At 29.0% G+C, this 21,716-nt stretch carries 19 protein-coding genes; 9 read left to right on the forward strand and 10 right to left on the reverse strand.

Translation table 11 applies throughout. From position 1 onward, the window contains the following. Window positions 1-60 precede the first annotated feature (60 nt). The 4 genes from BUA90_RS07945 (at window position 61) to BUA90_RS07960 (ending at window position 4,554) form a co-directional block, all read left to right on the forward strand. On the forward strand, window positions 61-1,425 hold the full coding sequence (locus tag BUA90_RS07945) for a Na+/H+ antiporter NhaC family protein (protein ID WP_207647561.1): 1,365 nt from the start codon (window positions 61-63) through the stop codon (window positions 1,423-1,425). A gap of 86 nt (window positions 1,426-1,511) precedes the next feature. Then, window positions 1,512-2,189: a metal-dependent hydrolase gene (locus BUA90_RS07950; protein ID WP_072967401.1), complete on the forward strand. Its 678-nt coding sequence runs from the start codon at window positions 1,512-1,514 to the stop codon at window positions 2,187-2,189. A 122-nt stretch (window positions 2,190-2,311) separates the two neighbouring features. Further along, window positions 2,312-3,172, forward strand: a complete 861-nt coding sequence (locus BUA90_RS07955) for a DMT family transporter (protein ID WP_072967403.1) — start codon at window positions 2,312-2,314, stop codon at window positions 3,170-3,172. A 134-nt stretch (window positions 3,173-3,306) separates the two neighbouring features. Beyond that, complete coding sequence (locus tag BUA90_RS07960) at window positions 3,307-4,554, forward strand: aminotransferase class I/II-fold pyridoxal phosphate-dependent enzyme (protein ID WP_072967405.1); 1,248 nt, start codon at window positions 3,307-3,309, stop codon at window positions 4,552-4,554. Between the two features lie 24 nt (window positions 4,555-4,578). On the opposite strand, the gene lspA is transcribed toward BUA90_RS07960, so the two are convergent. From lspA to BUA90_RS07990, 6 genes are all read right to left on the reverse strand, one after another. Further along, window positions 4,579-5,031 carry a signal peptidase II gene (lspA, locus tag BUA90_RS07965; RefSeq protein ID WP_072967407.1) on the reverse strand — a complete coding sequence of 151 codons (453 nt, stop codon included), beginning with the start codon at window positions 5,029-5,031 and terminating at the stop codon, window positions 4,579-4,581. A gap of 61 nt (window positions 5,032-5,092) precedes the next feature. Next, the gene (cls, locus tag BUA90_RS07970) at window positions 5,093-6,649 is read right to left on the reverse strand and encodes a cardiolipin synthase (protein ID WP_072967409.1); all 1,557 of its coding nucleotides are present in this window, start codon (window positions 6,647-6,649) and stop codon (window positions 5,093-5,095) included. 287 nt (window positions 6,650-6,936) lie between these two features. Then, entirely contained in the window at window positions 6,937-8,583 is a 1,647-nt protein-coding gene (locus tag BUA90_RS07975) for a cobalamin B12-binding domain-containing protein (protein WP_072967411.1), read from the reverse strand. Continuing rightward, window positions 8,583-9,719: an NAD/NADP-dependent octopine/nopaline dehydrogenase family protein gene (locus tag BUA90_RS07980; RefSeq protein WP_072967413.1), complete on the reverse strand. Its 1,137-nt coding sequence runs from the start codon at window positions 9,717-9,719 to the stop codon at window positions 8,583-8,585. Before BUA90_RS07980 ends, BUA90_RS07975 begins: the two co-directional genes overlap by 1 nt. Window positions 9,720-10,228: 509 nt before the next feature. Next, window positions 10,229-11,227, reverse strand: a complete 999-nt coding sequence (locus BUA90_RS07985; RefSeq protein ID WP_094756806.1) for a D-alanine--D-alanine ligase family protein — start codon at window positions 11,225-11,227, stop codon at window positions 10,229-10,231. Between the two features lie 136 nt (window positions 11,228-11,363). Then, on the reverse strand, window positions 11,364-12,206 hold the full coding sequence (locus BUA90_RS07990; RefSeq protein WP_072967415.1) for a damage-control phosphatase ARMT1 family protein: 843 nt from the start codon (window positions 12,204-12,206) through the stop codon (window positions 11,364-11,366). Window positions 12,207-12,421: 215 nt separating this feature from the next. Here BUA90_RS07990 and hydE point away from each other — a divergent pair, with 215 nt between their 5' ends. After that, window positions 12,422-13,453: a [FeFe] hydrogenase H-cluster radical SAM maturase HydE gene (gene hydE, locus BUA90_RS07995; RefSeq protein WP_072967417.1), complete on the forward strand. Its 1,032-nt coding sequence runs from the start codon at window positions 12,422-12,424 to the stop codon at window positions 13,451-13,453. A 26-nt stretch (window positions 13,454-13,479) separates the two neighbouring features. Here the strand turns inward: hydE and BUA90_RS08000 are convergent, their stop codons facing one another. Genes BUA90_RS08000 through BUA90_RS08015 form a run of 4 tightly spaced genes read right to left on the reverse strand, consistent with a single transcriptional unit; the run spans window position 13,480 to window position 17,415 of the window. Further along, window positions 13,480-14,403, reverse strand: a complete 924-nt coding sequence (locus BUA90_RS08000; RefSeq protein WP_072967419.1) for a dihydroorotate dehydrogenase — start codon at window positions 14,401-14,403, stop codon at window positions 13,480-13,482. Beyond that, complete coding sequence (locus BUA90_RS08005; protein ID WP_159430010.1) at window positions 14,396-15,178, reverse strand: dihydroorotate dehydrogenase electron transfer subunit; 783 nt, start codon at window positions 15,176-15,178, stop codon at window positions 14,396-14,398. The genes BUA90_RS08000 and BUA90_RS08005 overlap by 8 nt, the downstream gene beginning before the upstream one ends. 12 nt (window positions 15,179-15,190) lie before the next feature. Next, entirely contained in the window at window positions 15,191-16,132 is a 942-nt protein-coding gene (gene pyrF, locus BUA90_RS08010) for an orotidine-5'-phosphate decarboxylase (RefSeq protein ID WP_072967421.1), read from the reverse strand. Then, window positions 16,123-17,415, reverse strand: coding sequence for a dihydroorotase (locus BUA90_RS08015; RefSeq protein WP_072967423.1), 1,293 nt, complete (start codon window positions 17,413-17,415; stop codon window positions 16,123-16,125). The genes pyrF and BUA90_RS08015 overlap by 10 nt, the downstream gene beginning before the upstream one ends. Window positions 17,416-17,898: 483 nt before the next feature. Here BUA90_RS08015 and BUA90_RS08020 point away from each other — a divergent pair, with 483 nt between their 5' ends. The 4 genes from BUA90_RS08020 to BUA90_RS08040 all read left to right on the forward strand — a co-directional run bounded on the left by BUA90_RS08020 (window position 17,899) and on the right by BUA90_RS08040 (window position 21,705). Further along, window positions 17,899-18,396, forward strand: a complete 498-nt coding sequence (locus BUA90_RS08020; RefSeq protein WP_072967425.1) for a hypothetical protein — start codon at window positions 17,899-17,901, stop codon at window positions 18,394-18,396. Window positions 18,397-19,089: 693 nt separating this feature from the next. Beyond that, window positions 19,090-20,016 carry an aspartate carbamoyltransferase gene (gene pyrB / locus BUA90_RS08030; protein ID WP_072967429.1) on the forward strand — a complete coding sequence of 309 codons (927 nt, stop codon included), beginning with the start codon at window positions 19,090-19,092 and terminating at the stop codon, window positions 20,014-20,016. Next, the gene (locus BUA90_RS08035) at window positions 20,017-20,445 is read left to right on the forward strand and encodes an aspartate carbamoyltransferase regulatory subunit (RefSeq protein WP_072967431.1); all 429 of its coding nucleotides are present in this window, start codon (window positions 20,017-20,019) and stop codon (window positions 20,443-20,445) included. A gap of 21 nt (window positions 20,446-20,466) precedes the next feature. Continuing rightward, window positions 20,467-21,705, forward strand: a complete 1,239-nt coding sequence (locus tag BUA90_RS08040; protein WP_072967432.1) for a uracil-xanthine permease family protein — start codon at window positions 20,467-20,469, stop codon at window positions 21,703-21,705. Window positions 21,706-21,716: the final 11 nt, after the last annotated feature.

The following is a 21,716-nucleotide window of genomic DNA, read 5'->3' on the forward strand; positions in this document are numbered from 1 at the left end:
TAATTTAGAATATTATTTCAAAATTATGAATAAATACATCTTCAATCTTTTCAAAAGGAGGTGTTTCATATAAAAAAACAAATCAACATGCAATCTACATATGTAGTTATTCTCATAACTCTAATTTCAATTATAACTGCAATACTTCTGCATTTGCCTATATATTTAGGTCTATTAACTGGATTACTAACAGCGTCATTCTTCTCTATAATAAATGGTTATTCTATTAAAGATGTATTTAAAATGTTTTTTTCAGGAATAAAAAATGTCTATACAGTATTAATAATGCTCTCTTTAATAGGAATGTTAATAAGTATATGGATGGCTAGTGGTACTATACCTTCTATGATATATTACGGATTTAAGTATTTATCTAATACAAACATTATTTTAGCTGCTTTTCTAACTTGTTCAATAATCTCAATGATTCTTGGTACTGCACTGGGTACTATAAGTACTGTAGGTAGTGCTTTTCTAAGTTTGTCTATAGGATTAAATATTCCCCTACCTCTACTAGTTGGAGCTGTAGTTTCAGGAGCTTATTTAGGAGATAGAACCTCTCCCATGTCAAGCAGTCTTAATTTAACAGCCACAATGACTGAAACAAATGTTATTGACAATATTAAACATATGCAATATACCACTATACCTGTTTTTATATCAACTTTCTTGATATACTGGTATTTAGGAAATAAATTTATAAATACAAACACAAATGGAATAAAGCATTTTCAAAATTTATTCATATCAACCTTCAATATAGGTTTTATTTCATTAGTACCTCCTGCTCTAATTTTAATTTGTGCAGTAATTTTCAAAATGTCCATAGTTAAAAGTATTTTTATAGGTCTATTATCTAGTGTTTTTATATCTTTATATATCAATAATTTAACTCTTACTAACCTTTTAAAAATAGCTGTATATGGATATTATCCTTTAAATAAAGAAATATCTAAAATCATGTCAGGTAGCGGTTTTATTTCGATGATAAACGTTTTACTTGTAATAATTTTTTCAACTGGTTTGAATGGAATTTTAGAAGATACTAAAATGATAAAACCTTTAATTGAAAAAATCTCATATAGTATAAAAAACTTTAAAGACCTCATTTACAAAACTGCACTACTATCATTTATTATTTCAGTAATTACCTGTAATCAAACTTTATCTTCTATAATTCCGGGACAATATTTAAAACAAATATACGACAAATTTGAAATCCCTAAAAGTACTTTAGCTAGAACTATTTCAGATTCTGGAATAATTACAGTACCATTAATTCCATGGAATGTAAATGCTATACTTGTATCTTCTATAATGAAAATCTCAGCTATTAAATATATACCTTTCGCTTTTTTCTGCTACCTGCTTCCACTATTTACATTAATATATCCTAATTTTAGAAATATAAAATCTAAAAACTAAATCTATTAACAATAAAAAATATAACTTTTTTAAAAAGTTATATTTTCATAAATATAAATTCATACTAGAACAGAAAGGGTGGTTTTATGAAAATTAAATATTTGGGTCATGCTGCATTCTACATAGAAGAAGGTAATTTCAAAGCTCTGATAGACCCATTTTTATCAGGTAATCCTACAGCTAAATCATCACCTGAAAATTTTAGTAGTATAAACTATATTTTCATCACTCATGGTCATGGCGACCATTTAGGTGATACTGTACAAATTGCAAAAAATAATAATTCAATAGTCATAACAAATTTCGAAATTTCTCTATATCTTGGTAATCAAAATGTAAACACTCATCCAATGCATATAGGTGGAAAAGCAAAATTTGATTTTGGTACAGTTAAAATGACGCCTGCTCTTCATGGCTCTGGAATACAAACTGAAAAAGGGCTTATTTATGGTGGAAATCCATGTGGCTTTGTTATTGAACTAGACGGTAAAAAGATATATCATGCCGGTGATACAGGTCTAACAATGGATATGAAATTATTAGAATCAGAAAATATAGATTTAGCTATACTACCAATTGGCGGAAATTTTACAATGGATATTGATGATGCTGTTAAAGCAGTAGAATTCATTAAACCTAAAAAAGTTATTCCTATACACTATAATACTTTCCCTATCATAAAAGCTTCACCAGAAGAATTTAAATCAAAAGTAAAAAATTCTGAAGTCATAATATTAAAACCTGATGAAGAATATAATCTATAAGAACCGTTTTAAACGGTTCTTTACTTTTTTTTAACACTTTAAAACTTGCAAAAGATATAAGTATACTGATATATTTATTCTAGTTATAATTTTAAAAACTATATCTGAATGAGGTGTTATAAATGAATAAAAAGAAAGGAATACTCCTGCTTCTTACATCTTCTTTTTGTTTTGCAGTTATGGCTGCAAGTGTAAAATCCGTTCCTCATATACCTTTGTATGAAAAAGTATTTTTCAGAAACTTGCTAGGTATTTTCATAATGGGTGGATTTATTATAAAAAATAAAAAAAGTTTTAAAAGCTCAAATGCTAAACTACTTGCTATGCGATGTATCTTTGGAGTCTTAGGAGTTATGGCATACTTTTACTCCATATCTAAGCTAGCTCTATCTGATGCAGTTTTGCTCAATAAAATGTCTCCATTTTTTGTTGTAATATTTTCAGTATTATTTCTCAAAGAAAAAATAAATAAATTTCAAGTTTATGCTATTATAATTGCACTAATCGGTGCTGGATTTGTAATCAAACCACAGTTTAATTATACTGTAATACCAGCCATAATAGGTCTACTTTCTGCAATCTTAGCAGCTTCATCTTATACTATTATAAGACACCTTAGACTATATGACTCACCAGAAGTAATAGTATTCTACTTTAGCTTATTTTCTTCTATATCTATGATACCTTTTATGATTGCAGGTAATTTTACTATACCCACTTATAAAGATTTACTTATTCTACTCTTAATAAGTCTATCTGCAACATGTGCACAAACTTTTATGACAAATGCTTACAGGTATGCTCCAGCATCTCAACTTGCCATATATGGATATGCCAATATCATTTTTTCAACCATATTTGGAATAATATTATGGAGTGAATTTCCTGACTTATTAAGTATAACAGGAGGTCTATTAATCATACTTGGCGGATTCATAAATTATATTTCAACTAATAGCAAGCACTTCAAAACAAAAAAATAAACAAAAAACTTATTCACCTCACATTTTATTCTGCTAAAAGTGAGGTTTTTTTATTTGTAATTTTCAAAATAATTATAACTGATTGAAATATGTTATAATTATTAATATAATCTGATTGATTGGAGGTTTTTTCTATGTCTGAAAATTTTTCAATGGTAGCTCCTCATTCTAAAAGACCTGTTAATGAAGATAAAATTTTTGCTGCCAGCAGACAGGCTAAAGAAGCTATAGAAAAATACGGATTTGAAAACGTCATAAATTCAACAGTGGGGGCTCTTTTAGATGATAACGGAAAATTATTAGTCTTGCCAACTGTAATTAAAGTCCTTAAAAATCTTCCACCTGAAGAAATAGCTGCATATGCTCCAATAGCCGGTTTACCAGAATATTTAGAAACTGTTAAAACTGCAGCTTTTAGAGAATGTATGCCAGAAGGATATATTGAAGCTATTGCGACTCCGGGCGGTTCAGGCGCTATAAGACATACTATATGGAATTATTCTGAAATGGGAGATTATATACTTACTTCTGACTGGTATTGGGGACCTTATAAAACTATCGCTGAAGAACACGGAAGAAAAATAACTACATATACTTTCTTTGATGAAAACAAAAACTTTAATATTAAATCATTTAGAGAAAAACTTAATCAGCTTTTAAAAATACAAGATAGAGTAGTTATACTGCTTAATTCTCCAGCTCATAATCCAACAGGATTTAGTCTTGAAATTTCAGAATGGGAAGAAGTTATAAACATCCTAAAAAATTTTGCAAAAAACAAAGATAAAAAAATTATCTTATTTTCAGATATTGCATATATAGACTTCGCAGGAGAAAAAAATAAATCTAGACAATTTATGAAACTCTTTGGAAACCTTCCAGAAAACATTCTAACAATAGTATCTTTTAGCATGTCTAAAGGATATACACTATATGGAATGAGAAGCGGTGCAATGATTTGTATCACATCTAACAAAAGCATTGCAGAAGAATTTAAAAATGTAGGACAATTTTCAAATAGGGGTGTTTGGTCTAATGGTACACGAAGTGCAATGAAAATATTGGCTGAAATATTTAAAAATTCCGAATTATTATCAAAGGTTGAAACAGAACGAAATGTTCTCAAAAAAATGCTAAATGAAAGAGCTCAATCTTTTGTAAATGAAGCAAAAAAAATAGGACTTGATATTTGTCCTTATAAATCAGGTTTCTTTATTACAATACCTTGTAATAATCCTGAACTAGTTTCTGAAAAACTCAAAAAAGATAACATTTTCGTAGTTCCTCTCCAAAAAGGTATTAGATTTGCTGTATGTTCTGTATCTAAAGAAAAATGTTTAAAAGCACCTTTAAAACTTTTAAATGCTATTAAAAACATATAAAAATAGCTGCTTTTAGCAGCTATTTTATATTTCTATTTTTTTAAATATAACTGCATATGCAAGAAGTATAGAACCCGTAACAATAAATATATCAGCTACATTAAAAACTGGATAATTAATCAAAGTAAAATCAAAAAAATCCACAACATAATTTAACCGCACTCTATCTACCAAATTTCCTATTGCTCCTCCTATAATAAACGATAAAGAAAATTTTAATAAAAATAAATTTTCTTTATTTATAACTTTTACAAGATAAACTATTAAAGCCAATACTACAACTGCAGTCATTAATATTAAAAATATCTGCTTATTTCTCAATATACTAAAAGCTGCTCCCGTATTTTCTCTATATGTAAGATGAAATATATTTTTTATCAAAGGATATGTATCAATAGATTTTAAATATGTAACAGCTAAATATTTTGTAAATTGATCTAAAACTACAATCATTATTATTAGTAAAAAGTATACCATATTTATCCTCCAAGCTTTTTTAAATTCACTTCTTTATTTTAGCATAATTCCAACTCATTAGCTATAATAAAGGTGAAAATAACTTTCCAAGTGACTCCATAAATTTATTATAAATACTTCTTTTAGAAAACTCCTCTAAAATAATTTCCTTACTGTCTTTTAAATCCTGTATAAAATCTCTTTCAAGTCTTTTTACGAATTCTTCATCATATATAAAAGCATTGACTTCAAAATTTATTCTAAGACTTCTTATGTCCAAATTAGCGGTTCCTATAGAAGCACCTATACTATCTACAAATAAAATCTTACTATGTATAAAACCTTTTTCATATGTATAAATCTTTACTCCAGCTTTTAACAACTCCTCAATATTTGCTCTTGAAGCCCAATAGACTAAATAATGGTCAGGTTTATTAGGAATAATAATTCGCACATCTACTCCACTAAGAGCTGCTATTTTTAAAGCCATCGATATACTTTCATCGGGAACTAAATAAGGAGTAGTTATCCAAATTTTTTCTTCAGCCGTAGTTATCATGGTAAAATATGCTTGGAGTATAACTTCCCAATCAGAATCAGGTCCACTAGATGTAATTTGAACTAATTGTTCTCCACAATAATCTAATTTAGGATAATAAACTTCATCTGAAATAAATTGTTTTGAAACAAAATGCCAATCTTTCAAAAAAATATTTTGCAAACTATATACTGCCTCACCTTCAACTTTTAAATGAGTATCTCTCCAAAAGCCAAGCTTTCTGCTTCCTTTTAAATATTCATCACCTATATTTAATCCTCCTACAAATCCAACTTTACCATCTATTACAACTATTTTTCTATGATTTCTATAATTTAGTTCCCTACTTAAAACAGGAAACATAACGGGATAGAAAGGATATATATCCACTCCTGAATTTCTTAACTCCTCTATATAATCCTTGCTAAGCCGCCAACTTCCCACACTATCATATATGACTCTAACCTTTATTCCTGATGCTGCTTTATCTTTTAAAATATCTTTTATTTTATTTCCTATATCATCACATTTAATTATAAAATATTCCATATGAATATGATGCTTAGCTTTCTTAAGTTCTTCTATTATAGCAGAAAATGTTTTTTCGCCATTAGTAAGCACCTTAACTCTATTATTTACAGTAAAAGGAGCATTTGAATTATTAAGTAATAAATTTATTAATTTGCTTTTAACTAAACTCTTATCATTATCAAATAGTTTTACTTCCTTTAATATTTCTTTCTGATTTTTAGCTATACTTTTAAGAAATTTAAATTCTAAATCTTTTTTCTTTTTAAAAGTCTTTTTCTTTCTAGTGTTTTGCCCAAATAACATATAAAAAATAAATCCTATAATCGGCAGTAAAAAAAGCACCAGTAGCCACGCAATCGTTTTAGAAGGATTTTTATTTTCAAAAAATATAACTATTCCTATAAAAAAAACGTAAATAGTAAAAACAAAACCAAACACAGATGATAAATTATGCCAAATTTTATTAAAAATTATATTTGTCCTAATCTCAAAAATCGTTATTCCTAAAACAGCAGAAATTATAATAAAAAACACTATCGAAGCTATAGTCTTTTTAGATAATCTTTTCATATTTTCACCACTATTATTTAAATTTTTTATTACACATATATAATTACAAAATTTAATCTTAATATATTTTATGTACTTAATTTAATCATATACAAAATTAATTTTTACTTATTTTGAAAATACCCACTATATAAAAAATCAAATCGCCAGATTAAATTAGAAGTTTTAACTTTAATCTCTTTATTCTTAAATTTTAACATATCTAACTTTAATTTATTTAAATAATGCAAAAAAATATTTAAAACCTTATAGAAAAATAAATACCCACTTGAATTTCAAGTGAGTATTTACGCAGAAACTTTTTCAGCATAATTCCAAATTTTATCAAGTCTCTCTTCTTCGGATAGTACTTTTCCTGTTTCCATATCATAAGCTTCTAGTCTTCCATTTACTATCCTAGTCTCCAATTTCCCACAAGCTGCAGGATTACCTTTTAAATGAGGAGCATCTAATATTCCTAATTTTATACACTTTGCAATAACTTCTGGTGAACTCCAAGGGTCTTTATATTCTTTAAAGTTTTCTTTAATAAATTCTAATGTATATTTTGCTTCTTTTATAAGCCAATTTTTTCTGCTAATTACTTCTTCATCACTTGTTATATTAGGATACCCAGATATATACCCTTCAATAACTCCTCTAACTATTTTACAGCTTTCAATTACTTCCTTAGGTGTTGCTGCATGATGTGCTTCACAATATCCTACTACATGATATATATGCGGTTTTATAGCCATAGCAAGCCCTGCTGATGCTGCCAACTGTCCCTTTGCAAGATTTAAATCAGGCGAAAATTTTGCTAATCCTGCTCTTGCCTGTCTTAAAGTTTTAAAATTATCGTCTTCTAATGATTCTATTAATTCTATTTTTGCCAACATCTTTGCCAAATCCATTTTTGGAGAAATAGCTGGCGGAACATTAAACATATATTGTGCAATATAAGTCTTAACTCCAGCTTTTTTTGCATTATATGCAGCTAAAAATGCCATTACTACCCCTAAAGTATCATGTGCATCTCTAAGACTCCAGTGATGTGATTCATTTACTTCCACAGGAATATTTCTCTCTCCATGCCACTTCATAACTTTTTGATTTTCTCTAATAGAATCTAAAAGTTTTCTATCACCTCTGCCATCTAATTCATTATACCAGCAAAGAGGAACTGCACACCAAGCATTTTTTAAGGTCTTTTGAATTAGTTCAGCCATTTTTAATAAATCTGATGTTCCACTATAACATCTAATAAGTGGATAATTACCCCTTTGAGCTGCTTTGTAAATGTTGATGAAATCCTTTTCACTTCTTACAGGTACTCCACCTGCACCATCAAGTTTATTATCCATTTTTTCTTGACGGAAAAAATACTGCTGTGCATTTTGGTCAGGTGCTAAAGATATAATATCTAAAACTTCAGATTCTGCTATTTCCTCTATTCCTCTTATAGTTTCCTCTAGACTAGGCAGTCCAAAATGATGTCTTAATACAGGATACGGATACTTTCCTTCTATTCTTTCAATTAAGTTTCTACCATAACTCTTTTTTAGCTCCAGCTCTGCTTTTCCTTTTAAGAAGTTTATTACTTTATCCATACCTTCTATATCAAATACTTTATAAAAAATATTTGCTTTTCTAGCTACTTCAGCAGTAGGCTCTGTTCCTCCAAATAACCATTTTATATCCTTAAAACCTTCTCTTTCTATTCCCTTTTTTAATTCTTCTAATAATGGATAGAGTGCAGAAGGAGTCAATCTATAACTAACACCTACAAACTTTGGTCTTTCCTTTTTTACTTTTTCAATTAACTTTTCTATACTAACCGCAGGACCTAGAAATACTGACTCATATCCCATTTCTTCTGCAAGTCTTAAAAAATTCACAACACCAGCTACATGCACACAATTCCCTATTGAACAAGCAATTATCTTTCCTCTCATTATACCACCTCTCCTTCTACATACTCTAATACACTCATTTCTTCTTCCATAACCATCCTTCTAATATCTTTTGGAGTTTTTCCTTCTATTCCCAAAGATTTAACTGTTCTACCTATCTCCCAATAGTTTATATCTTGAGCTGCACAAGCAAGATTAATTATAGCATCAATAGTTGGAGTAGGTACTCCTAACATTTTTCCTATAGAAGATATTGGTACAAGACTAGCCGGTACATCTTCAAATATATATCTATTATCTATCCTAGATGGCGCCATAATACCTCTATAAGCTCTTGTCTCCTGTATTGCTTCATAGAGATTATTTGCCTTTGTTCCATAGGATTGCTCTAACCACTTTAAAGTAGTAATTACATCTATACCCAATCTTCTGCCAACTTCTATTCTTTCTCTATCCATCTCTTCAAGAATACGTGCTATGCTAGGAGAAATTCCTTCAATATAATATTGAAAATTTTCATTCATTTCTATTCTTCCAGAGTTTAAAAGAGTTGGAGCTGGATGAAAAATAGCTCCTATATTATTAAAACTTGTTTCTAATACATTCTTCGCAGGAACAAATTGTTTAAAAGCATGTGCCAATATGTTAATAACTTTTCTCGTTCTTGTTGCAGGAAGAGCTGCAAGTGAAACTTCATTTTTTACACTAAATATGTTTATAGTTCTCTCATCAATCTTTCTACATGCATATAATAAAGTTTGTGCCTCAGCTACAGTAACTCTTGTATTTATTCCCATTTCCCTAATTGTATTTCTAAACTCCAAAGCTCCGCCCGTTCTCCCAGGGTTTAATACTATTATCTGCCCATCTCTCAAATACGGTGCCATCTTTTTTGCAATTATTCTATGAGCAGAAGCAGGAACTACAATCATTATCACATCTACATTTTCTATAGCTTCTTTTATATCATTCGTAACCACATGTAAAGCCCCTGTTGCATTTATAGCTCCCCTCAAAACAATTTCTCTTGTCTCTATGATTGCCTTTATGTTTTCAACAGTCCTATTATATAGATTTACAACATATCCTTGACTAGCTAAATAACCTGCAAAAGCAAGTCCTCCATTGCCAGCTCCTATTACAGCAAACTTAGGAAAGATTTTACCAATTATCCTCATAGCATACCCCCTCGCTCTTTCTATGTTTAGGAATAATTTGAAATATATTACAAATTATATGCTCATTCTTAACACGTAATATACTGAAAATTACAATATAAATAAACATATCTATCCACATTCTCTTATATTTCAAATATATTTCAAATTAAATAAATAAAATTAATTTTTTATATCAAAATCAAATAAATATCTTTTTTATGATAAAATATCTAAAATAAATTGTTATTTTTTGGTAAGACTTTAGCTATATGTGATTATATAAAACCGGCAAGTTTTTAATCTTATGATAAGAAAAGATTAATGTAGATAAAAAACATGGAAGTAAACAAATGATAAACTAAATATACAATGAGAAAAGAAAATTTTAGTCTAAGATAAATTATATAAACATTCATCTGAAGTGTCAATATTTCAAAATTATAAAGGTTTTCTTTACTTTTAATTTTATTTGCAACAATTTCTGTTTGCCACTATTTTATAAAATAAAAAACTATTTCTTCAATCAATTATATAAGTCCATATCTTTTAGCAGCAGATTTTATTATAACATCAATAAGTTTATCATATTTTAAACCAGCTATTTCAGCCATTTTGGGAAGGTCACTATAGCCCTTTTTAAGCCCGGGAAGAGTATTTATCTCAAGCACATAAGGTTTATCTTCTCTTACTCTTACATCTACTCTAGAAATATCTCTACATTCTAACGCTTTATAAGCTCTTAGTGCCACACTCTTAATTTTCTCTTCTAATTCGACTGATACTTTAGCCGGACAAATATAATCTGTTAAATGACCCATTTTAGTTTTAGTTTCAAAAGTATAAAATTTCCCTAAATCTTCTGGGACTCTATCAAAACTAATTTCCATTATAGGTAAAACCATTATATCTGGTTCATTACCAAGTATACCTACCGTAAACTCTCTTCCTTCAATAAACTCTTCAACTAAAATAGATTGCTCATACAGCTCTAATCTATTCTTTAAAACTTTATAAAATTCCTCTTCATTATAAACCAAACTATCTTTATGCACTCCTATACCAGAACCTTCCATAGAAGGCTTTACTATCAAAGGAAATTTTAAATTTTTATCTAAAGGTTGTTCAAAACTTTTAAATAATTGAAATCTAGGAGTTGGTACTTGATTTTGCATGAATATTTTTTTAGCAATTCCTTTGTGAAGAGCTAAAGAATGAGTTAAAATTCCCGAACCTGTATAAGGTATTTGTAACATTTCTAAAATAGCAGGAACTTGCGATTGTCTGCTTTCTCCAACTATTCCTGAACTTAAATTAAATACTAAATCCGGTCTGTTTTCCTTAAGTTTTAGCATTAAACTTTCATCTGCTTTATAAATTTCTACTTCATATTTCTTTTCTAAAACTTCCTTCACACTGTTAAGAGTTGAATTTTTTTGCTCATCTTCATGTTTAGATTCAATACTCTTTCTTACAGTTTCCCTTGACACATCAGTTATTATTCCTATTTTCCTTAAAATAGCTATCAACCCCCTTTATCAATCTTTCAGCTTGAAAATATGTATATATAAAAACTAAATATTCTGAATTTTTATTCAGCAATTATATTTTATAATAATTTGTCTTTAATGTCAAATTTAGTGAAATTTTATACGTATTTTCCACTTACTTTTGAAACATCACATAATCATTTACATTAACCCCAATATCTTTGGCTACAACAGGACATTTTGCTTTTAATAAAAAGAATATACCCCTTCCTTCATCTGAAAGCGTTTCATAATTTCCCTGTCCTTTACTTATAATAACATCAGCACTATTATATATCTTTTTAAATTCTTCACTACACTCATCTAATACAACTCCGGGTGCATCACAACCTGTTGAAACAATTTTTGCACCATAATCGAGCTTAGAATCATAAGCTTCTTCAATTGTTACATCATTAATAATGGGTTTACTTCTAACAGCATAAATAACTTCAAATTGAGATAATTCTTCAACTAAAATTCTATCAAAAACTGTTTCTCCTGCATTATCTCCTATAATTAATATTTTACTTGCCTTATTTAATTTTTCTCTTAATTTCTCAATTTCACAGATTTTAAACTCTTTATAAAATTCTTTCAAAAAATTCTCCTCTAAACTCTTTTCACCATATATGGCAGCATCCATAATATTACCAACTACAGAAATCTTCAAAGCAGTATACAATCTGTCATTTTGTTTATATAAAAACCTTTTCATATCCGGATACAATTTATCAGCTTTTTCTATACACCTTTTTTTAAGACTTTTATATGAGTCTTCTATTCCCACAATTTTCTTAACTAGTTTATGCATATCTCTCCCTATTTCTGGTGAGGTTTTATAATTATCAATATTTGCAACTATTTTTACTGCTTCCATTAGTATCTTTTTTTGTAATTTTTCATCATTTGTATTCATTCTTGCAGCTTCTAATATTTGTCTAAAAAAACACGGTATACAATCAAGATAAATCTTCACTATTACCCCTCCATAATCCAATTCATTATTTTAAACATAACAACTTTTTAAACATATGTCAATAACTAGTGAGCTATACATTTTATTAAAGCTTCTTTTAAAGAAATTTGCAAGCAAAATATTTTTTAGATAAAATAAATATAAATAATTACAATAAAAATTTCATCTCTATATTTACATAAATTTCAAAATATTTTAAATTTACAGGAGGGTATATGGATACAAGAAAAATTATTGATAAAATTATAGAAAAATCCGAGGCAAGTATTGAAGATATTGTTAAAATACTCATCTCTCAACAGGATAGTTATTTATTTGAACAAGCAGATAAGATAAGAAAAAAATACTGTGGTGATGAAATCCACCTAAGAGCTATTATTGAATTTTCAAATTACTGCAGATGTGATTGTCTATATTGCGGTATAAATAGACAAAATTTACATTTAAAAAGATACAGAATGAACCTTGATGAAATAATAGAATATGCTAAAAAAGCCTATAAAGCTGGATATAAAACTATAGTACTTCAATCTGGTGAAGATACATGGTACACTAGAGAAAAAATATCATATATAATTAAAGAAATTAAAAAACTTGGAAATATTGCTATCACATTAAGTATTGGCGAAAGAGATTTTGATGATTATAAACAGTGGAAAATTGACGGTGCAGACAGATTTCTTCTAAAACATGAAACATCAGATGAAAAACTTTATAATTCTCTTCATCCACATTCTACATTTAAAAACAGAATAAAATGTCTTAAATGGCTTAAAAAGCTTAAATATCAAACAGGAAGCGGTTTTATGATTGGGCTCCCCGGTCAGACATTAAATACTATTGCAAAAGATATTTTGCTTTTAAAAGAATTAGATGTCGACATGGCAGGTATAGGTCCTTTTATTCCACATCCTGCTACAAAACTAAAAAGCTATCCTATAGGTGACAGCAAATTAACTCTTAAAGCACTTGCCATTACAAGAATTCTTTTAAAAAGACCTCATTTACCAACAACTACGTCACTTGAAGTAACTAATGTAAAAGATAGAGAAAATGCTTTTTATACAGGTGCTAATGTCATAATGCGTAAAGTTGAACCTTATAAATATAGAAAATTATATGAGATATATCCTAATCCAAATATAAAAGAAAAAACTATAGAAGAAGAAAGAAAAGAAATAGAAAATTATATAAAAATAATAGGAAGAAAAGTATCTACTCAAAGAGGAGATGCAATAGATAAATAAATAATAAAACCGAGTGTATATAAACCCTATGCACTCGGTATTTTAATTTTTCCCACTATATCTTTAACTGAAGTATAATTTTTAGTTTTTAAATGATTCTCTATACCATTTAAAATTTCCATAGTTATATAGGGATTTATTAAATTGCCAGTTCCTATAGATATTGCACTAGCTCCTACAAGAAAAAATTCTACTGCATCTTTATAATTCATTATTCCACCCATTCCTATTATAGGAATACTTACTGTATTATAAACTTCATAAACCATTCTTACAGCTACAGGTTTTATTGCAGGTCCAGATAGTCCTCCTATACCCCTTGCTAAAATCGTAGTTTCTTTTTCTATATCAACTGCCATTCCTATTAAAGTATTAATAAGAGAAATACAATCTGCTCCTCCTTCTTCAGCTGCCTTTGCAATTTCTCTAATATCCTTTACATTTGGACTAAGCTTTACAATTAAATGTTTACTGCAATATTCTCTCACTTTCTTTGTTATTTCATATACCATTTCTGGTTCTCTCCCAAAAGAAACTCCACCCTTTTTAACATTAGGACAAGAAATATTTAATTCCAATGAATTTACAGAAGTTTTTGAAAGTATATTTGCTATTTTACAGTATTCCTCAATTGTATTTCCATTTATATTAGCAATTATTTTTGTATCAAACTGTTTTAAAAAAGGAAGTTCATACTTAATAAAATATTCTACCCCCGGATTTTGAAGCCCTACACTATTAAGCATACCCATTGGCGTTTCAGCTACTCTTGGAGTAGGATTGCCTTTTCTTTCTTCAAGCGTCAAACCTTTTACAGATATAGCCCCTATTTTATTTAAATCAATATAATCTGCAAATTCTCTCCCAAATCCAAAAGTTCCCGATGCTACTGTAACAGGATTTTTTAGCTTTAAACCATTCAAATCAACAGACATATTTATATTACTCATCAAAAATCACCTCATCTCCATAAAAAACAGGTCCTTCTTTACATGTTCTGACATAATTCCAATCATCTTTTCCTCTTTTAACTTTGCATGTGCACACTAAACAAGCTCCTATACCACATGCCATTCTTTCTTCCATCAATAATTGAGTTTTTATATTTTCTTCTTCCCCTATTCTTTTGACTTCTTTGAGCATAGGCTTTGGTCCACATGTAAATATATAATCATACTTTTTACTTTTAATCCTTTCTTTAAGAAGGTCCGTAACATATCCCTTGTTTACTTCACTACCATTTTCAAGAGTAATAGATACACTTCCTGTATATTTTTTGAACTCATCTACTATAAATGCTTCTTTTTTAAAGCCAAGCATTACATCTATGTTTACATGCATATCTGACAACTGTTTTGTCAATTCTAAAAGAGGTGCAACTCCTATCCCTCCACCTATAATCACTATATTCTTCCCCTTTATATCTAAATCAAATCCATTTCCAAGTGGTCCTAATATATCAATATAGTCGCCTTCTTTCTTCTCACATAAAGCATTTGTCCCTTTACCGACTTTATTTATATAAAAATCTATACTGTCTTTCTTAACTAAAGCTACACTTATCGGTCTTCTAAGCAGTGGATAATCTCCTTCTCCGCACTTAAAATTAAAAAATTGACCTGCTTTAATATTTTTATTATAATTTGGTTTTTCAATAGTAAGTTTATATATATTTTCATTTATCTTAACTTTTTCAATTACTTTGCATAATAAATCTCTCTTCAAAATAAGCCCTCCTTACCAATACTTCTTACCATGTTTTTCCAAAGTTTTATTTATAGCATCTCTCATTTTCATTGCTTCTTTTCTAGCTGCTGCACCATAGTTTTCAACTAGTTCATCTTTTTCTCTTTTATATGCATAAAGTATTGCTCTAGATGAATTAACTACAGCTCCAAGTCCATCATCATTGAAGCTATTTACTACATCTTCAGCAGTACCTCCTTGTGCTCCATATCCAGGTACTAAAAAATATGAATTAGGCATTAATTTTCTCAACATCTTAGCTTCTTCAGGATATGTTGCACCAACTACTGCTCCAATTGAAGAATAACCATATTCTCCAACATAATTACTGCTCCACCCGTCAACCATTAATGCTACTATTTCGTATATTTTTTTATCACCAGACATTAAATTTTGTATTTGACTTGATGATGGATTTGATGTCTTAACCAATACAAAAATCCCTTTACTGTATTTTTCTACATCTTCAATAAATTCTTTTAAACAGTCATCACCAAGATATGGATTTACTGTAACCGCATCTGCTGGAAATGCTTCAAGCTTTTCACCTTCTATATCAGATTTTCCTATATATGCACTTGAATAAGCCTTGGAAGTACTTCCTATATCTCCTCTTTTAACATCTCCTATTATCAAGAGTCCCTTACTTGAAGCATATTTACAAGTTTTTATATATGCATCAAGTCCCTCAATACCATATTGTTCATAAAATGCTATTTGCGGTTTTACAGCCGGTACTATATCATAGACATTATCAATAATAACTTTATTAAATTCCAGTATTGCTTCACTAGCAGCTTTGAAAGTTTTTCCATATTTATCATAATACTTCTTCTTTACACAATCTGGAATAAGCTCTAATCTTGGGTCTAATCCTACAACGACTGGACTCTTTTTTTTCTTTATACTTTCAATTAAATAATCTATAAACATCTTATCTCTCCTTTCTCATATATGACTTTCCCACCTACTATTGTATAAATAACTTTCCCCTTAACTTTTCTACCGTTAAACGGTGTATTTTTCCCCTTAGAATAAAATTGTCTTGAATCAATAGTATATTCTCTATTTAAATCTACAATAGTTATATCTGCACTTTCACCTATTTCTATACTTCCCTTATCTATTCCAATTATTTCAGCAGGCTTAACTGTAAGCATTTCCACAAGCCTATCAATTGGCAAATTTCTATTTAACACAAGTTCCGTATAACTTAAGGAAAATGCAGTTTCCAGTCCACTAATGCCAAAAGCTGCCCTTGAATACTCTACTTTTTTACTATCTTCATCATGTGGTGCATGGTCAGTGGCAATTATATCTATAGTTCCATCAAATATTCCTTCTATAATAGCTTCAACATCTTTGCTAGTTCTAAGTGGGGGATTGACTTTTGTATATGTGTCCTTTAGAGAAATAATATCATCGGTAAGGATAAAATGATGGGGTGCTACTTCACAGGTGAGATTTAATCCTTTAAGCTTTCCTCTCCTTATGAGTTCAACGGATTCTTTAGTACTTACATGGGCTACATGTAGCTTAGATAAAGTAGCTTCACACAGCTCAATATCTCTCTTTACAATAAGATATTCTGCTGCTGAAGGTATTCCCTTTATTCCCGTTCTTTCACTTGCTCTTCCTAAATTTATACTACCTCCATTAGAAAGATTATGTTCTTCACAATGAGATATTAAAGGTATGTTATACTTCTTTGCCTCTTTGAAGGCCTTTATCATTATTTCATTATCCATAGGCGTCTTTCCATCATCAGAAATAGCAACTATACCTTCCTCTACCATTTCATTAATATCTGAAATACTCTTTCCTTCTAATCCCTTAGTTATACTGCCAATAATTAATACATTTACATATCCTGTTCTTTTAGATTTTTCCTTTATATATTTCACAATTTCTTTTGAATGTACAACTGGTTTAGTATTAGGCATACACGCAACAGTAGTAAATCCTCCTGCTGCTGCCGCCATAGTTCCAGTTTCTATAGTTTCTTTATATTCAAAACCCGGTTCTCTTAAATGTACATGTATATCTATAAAACCCGGTGTTGCAATCATTTTATCAGCATTTATTATATTTCTCCCTTCTTCCTTTAAATTTTTTCCTATTCTACTTATAATGCCATCTTTTATGACAATATCTAGTTTTTCATTGATATTATTTTTAGGGTCAATCACTCTTCCATTTTTTATTAAAATCTCCAAACTTTCACCTCCAAACAAGTCTATAAGTTGCAAGTTCCTTGTTTAATACTTTGGGGTCATTCCTCTAAAGTTTTTTTAATTCTAATTTTTAATACTAATTCTTAAAAATTTCCATTTCATAGCAAAAATAAAACCTTCTGCTAGAGAAGCAGAAGGTATAATTTACCTATCGACAGGCACAGCTCACCTATTTAAAACCTAAAACCATCTACCTTACCGGCCTCTCTGGACCAATTTAAAGGCTTAATATTCATTTTTAACACATACTATCACAATTTTAATATCATGTCAAATTTATCATAAGTGTCCTATATACAATATATATATTTCATTATATATTACTCTTTAATAATTTTATCTATATTATTTACAAAATCTGGTTATTTATTGTATAATAAATATAATTGAAATATATTTTTGACTTGGTTAATAAGTAACAAATATAAATTTATAGATTTTGTTATAATATAGAAAGGAATAAATATGAAAAAATTTAAATATTCGGCTCTCGTATTAATATTTTTTCTTTTATCATTTTATTTATATGAAAATTACATATACTATAAAATTCCTTATAACCCTTTAGTTGAATTTTCTACAGTTCCAATTGGTTGTAAATTCGATATAAATAGTTCTAAAGACACAGTATCATCTAAAATCAATCATAATTTGGATGATAACGCTCTTGTTTTTGAATATTTTAGAAATTTAAAATTAATACCTTTAAAAGAAAAGAAGCATAAAGATGAAATTTACAACCATGAAATTGATATATATTATTCCTATGTTTTCGAATTTGGTCCACCAAATCATTATTTCTTAATTATTAATGAAATATGGTTAGATAACCTAACTATTCTTTATATTTCATCTAAAAAACCAGGTTTTCGCAGGGGATACTATAAAATTATAGATTCTAAATTTAATTATAAGTATGTTAATAATTTGATTGATAAATCTATTAATAAATCTTATAAATAAAAAAACCTTATTGACTTCTAAAATGTACCCTTGTCAAGGACAATTTTAAAAAAACTACTTTATGCTATAAAAGGAGAATCTCAAGTTGAAAAAATTTTTAATAGTTCTTTTATCTATTTTACTATTCTGTTTTCTAACTTTTGGTTTCTGGACATTTTTTTACTATATGATCATAACTTCTGATATTCCTGTCCAATATACACCCAAGGAATGGAATATCCATTTGTTTAACGTAAGAATACTTATATTTTTAGGTATTGCAACTATTATTTGCTTGTATAAACTTCTTACATATAAGAAAAACACAAATTAGTTAAAATCTATAAATAATTTTGTGCTATAACCTTTTTTCATTACTCAAAGACTAATACCTGTTAATATTTCTATTTATCTTATTGATAAGCTCTCGAAAACCGTTTCTTTATGTTCCTACCCAAAAAATATTTCATTGACATATAATCTTTTATATGATAACCTTATTTAGAAAAGTAAATACGCTTTACCTTTAAATTAACCCCGTGAGGTTAATAAGGTCGAAATAACTGTATAAAGCGGATATTCTATATGCAGTAATATCTGAAAAGTTATACAATGCTTAGTTAATCAACCTTCTTTATCCTCAGGGTAAAGAAGGTTTTTTTAATAAAATTTACCTTTAAATTGATCCTGTGAGATCAGCAAGGAGGAATGAAAATGAAAAAAAATTTAAAACATTTAATTGGACTTCAAGATTATAGTACTAAGGAAATTAAAGAAATAGTAGACTTAGGAGAAAAAATATCTTTATCACCAGAAAAATATTCAAATAAATGCCATGGAAAAATTTTAGCAACTCTATTTTATGAACCAAGTACTAGAACAAAGTTTAGTTTTGAATCTGCAATGTTAAGACTTGGTGGAAATATCATAGGCTTTAGCGATGCAAATACAAGTTCTGTTTCAAAAGGCGAAAGCGTTGCCGACACTATTAGAGTCATGTCTTTCTATGCCGATATAGCTGTAATGAGACACCCAAAGGAAGGAGCTCCTAAACTAGCTGCAGAATACACAAACATTCCAATAATAAATGCAGGAGATGGCGGACATCTTCATCCAACTCAAACACTTACCGACCTTCTTACAATCCAAAAGTATAAAGGTTCTTTAGAAAATCATGTCATAGGTTTATGTGGCGACTTAAAATACGGAAGAACTGTACATTCTTTAATAAAAACAATGGCAAGATTTAATACTAAAAAGTTTGTACTCATCTCTCCAGAAGAACTTATGCTGCCAAATTCATTAAAAAGATACTTAAAAGAAAACTACGATTTAGAAATAATAGAAGTTAGAAAAATAGAAGAAGTCATCGAAGATTTAGATATATTATATATGACTAGAATTCAAAGAGAACGCTTCTTCAATGAAGAAGATTATCTTAAATTAAAAGATAGCTATATACTTACTAAAGATAAGATTAAAAATGCTAAAAAAGATATGATAATAATGCATCCACTGCCAAGAGTTAATGAAATAGCTTACGAAGTAGACGAAGATAAGAGAGCTATCTACTTTAATCAGGCTAAAATGGGCCTTTTCGTAAGAATGGCACTGATAATGAAACTTTTGGAGGTGGAATAAATGTTAGAAGTAAAACAAATAGAAAATGGTATTGTCATAGACCACATCAAATCTGGTAATGGACTTAAAATATTTAACAAACTACTACTTCATGAGTCTGAAAATCCAGTCGTTCTGCTTATGAATGTAGAAAGTAAAGCATTAGGTAGAAAAGATATAATTAAAATAGAAAATACTCTAGATGTTGATTTAAATTTACTTGGACTTATAGATGAAAATATCACTATCAACTATATTAAAAATGGTAAACTTTATAAAAAAGAAAAGGTATCTATACCTACAAATATCAAATCACTTATAAAATGCAAAAATCCTAGATGTATAACAAACTCAGACATCTATGCAAAACCTTCTTTTAAACTAATATCTAAAGAAAATTTAGAATACAAATGCCTTTACTGTGAAGAAATAACTAAATACGAATTATAAATTAAGAAAGGAGATTTTAAAATGATAAAAAATGAAACTCTGCCTCTTACCAGAGATTTATCTGCAAACCCCAAAGAAATACCAATCCAAAAGAAAATCATATTAGGACTTCAACATACATTTACAATGTTTGGAGCTACAGTATTAGTTCCATTAATAACTGGAATGGATATATCTATTGCACTTTTTATGGCTGGAATAGGAACTCTCCTTTTTCACCTCATAACTAAGGGAAAAGTACCTGCTTTCCTTGGTTCATCATTTGCTTTCATTGCTCCAATATTAGCAGTAGCTGAAATGTCAGATATGCAGCATGCACAAGGTGGTTTAGTAGTAGCAGGACTTGTATATTTGGTTATGGCAGGTCTTATAGGAATATTTGGAGTAGAAAAAATAATCAGTTTTTTCCCACCCATAGTAACTGGTCCAATCATAATGGTTATCGGACTAAAACTTGCTCCAGTAGCTATTAATATGGCTTCAAGCAATTGGTTGTTAGCTATAGTAAGTTTTGGAATAGTAACTGCAGTAAGCATCTATGGAAGAGGTTTCTTAAAAGTTCTCCCAGTACTAGTAGGTTTAACAGGTGGATATATAGTTGCCTTATTAACAGGAAATGTTGATTTTACACCAGTTGCACAAGCAAAAAATTTTATTGCAATACCTAACTTTACAATAGCAAAATTCAGTTTAAAAACAGTAATGATGATAGCTCCTGTAGCCGTAGCAACAATGATAGAACATGTAGGAGATGTACTTGCAATAGGAACTACTGTAAATAAAGATTTTGTTAAAGAGCCGGGACTTCATAGAACTTTAATCGGTGACGGTCTTGCAACTGCTGTTTCAGCAATGTTTGGTGGTCCAGCAAATACTACTTATTCTGAAAACACTGGAGTTTTAGCTCTTACAAAAGTTTACGACCCTTCAATAGTGAGAATAGCAGCTGGATTTGCAATAATGTTAGGAATAATGCCAAAAATTGGAGCTATAATAAAAACAATCCCAACTGCAGTAGTTGGAGGTATATCCATAGTACTATTTGGTATGATTGCCTCAATCGGTGCAAAATCTTTAATAGAACATAAAATAGATTTTGGAAAATCAAGAAATCTAATAGTATCTGCTGTAATACTCGTACTAGGATTAGGTGGAGCTTCTCTACCAATAAAAATAGGCATGATAAACTTCACTTTAGAAGGAATGGCACTAGCAGCCATAATAGGTATCATTTTAAATAAAATCCTTCCTCAAGAATAGAAATAGTGCCT

Origin of the sequence: Caminicella sporogenes DSM 14501, assembly GCF_900142285.1 — a bacterium.
GTDB lineage: Bacteria > Bacillota > Clostridia > Peptostreptococcales > Caminicellaceae > Caminicella > Caminicella sporogenes.

Coding starts and splice junctions, on each gene's coding strand:
- BUA90_RS08000 (WP_072967419.1), bottom strand. CDS start 14,403: ATGAGTAATATAAATATGTCTGTTGATTTGAATGGTTTAAAGCTAAAA.
- BUA90_RS08020 (WP_072967425.1), top strand. CDS start 17,899: ATGAAAAAATTTAAATATTCGGCTCTCGTATTAATATTTTTTCTTTTA.
- lspA (WP_072967407.1), bottom strand. CDS start 5,031: ATGGTATACTTTTTACTAATAATAATGATTGTAGTTTTAGATCAATTT.
- pyrF (WP_072967421.1), bottom strand. CDS start 16,132: ATGTTTATAGATTATTTAATTGAAAGTATAAAGAAAAAAAAGAGTCCA.
- BUA90_RS08040 (WP_072967432.1), top strand. CDS start 20,467: ATGATAAAAAATGAAACTCTGCCTCTTACCAGAGATTTATCTGCAAAC.
- hydE (WP_072967417.1), top strand. CDS start 12,422: ATGGATACAAGAAAAATTATTGATAAAATTATAGAAAAATCCGAGGCA.
- BUA90_RS07980 (WP_072967413.1), bottom strand. CDS start 9,719: ATGAGGATAATTGGTAAAATCTTTCCTAAGTTTGCTGTAATAGGAGCT.
- pyrB (WP_072967429.1), top strand. CDS start 19,090: ATGAAAAAAAATTTAAAACATTTAATTGGACTTCAAGATTATAGTACT.
- BUA90_RS07960 (WP_072967405.1), top strand. CDS start 3,307: ATGTCTGAAAATTTTTCAATGGTAGCTCCTCATTCTAAAAGACCTGTT.
- BUA90_RS07950 (WP_072967401.1), top strand. CDS start 1,512: ATGAAAATTAAATATTTGGGTCATGCTGCATTCTACATAGAAGAAGGT.
- BUA90_RS07955 (WP_072967403.1), top strand. CDS start 2,312: ATGAATAAAAAGAAAGGAATACTCCTGCTTCTTACATCTTCTTTTTGT.
- cls (WP_072967409.1), bottom strand. CDS start 6,649: ATGAAAAGATTATCTAAAAAGACTATAGCTTCGATAGTGTTTTTTATT.
- BUA90_RS07975 (WP_072967411.1), bottom strand. CDS start 8,583: ATGAGAGGAAAGATAATTGCTTGTTCAATAGGGAATTGTGTGCATGTA.
- BUA90_RS08035 (WP_072967431.1), top strand. CDS start 20,017: ATGTTAGAAGTAAAACAAATAGAAAATGGTATTGTCATAGACCACATC.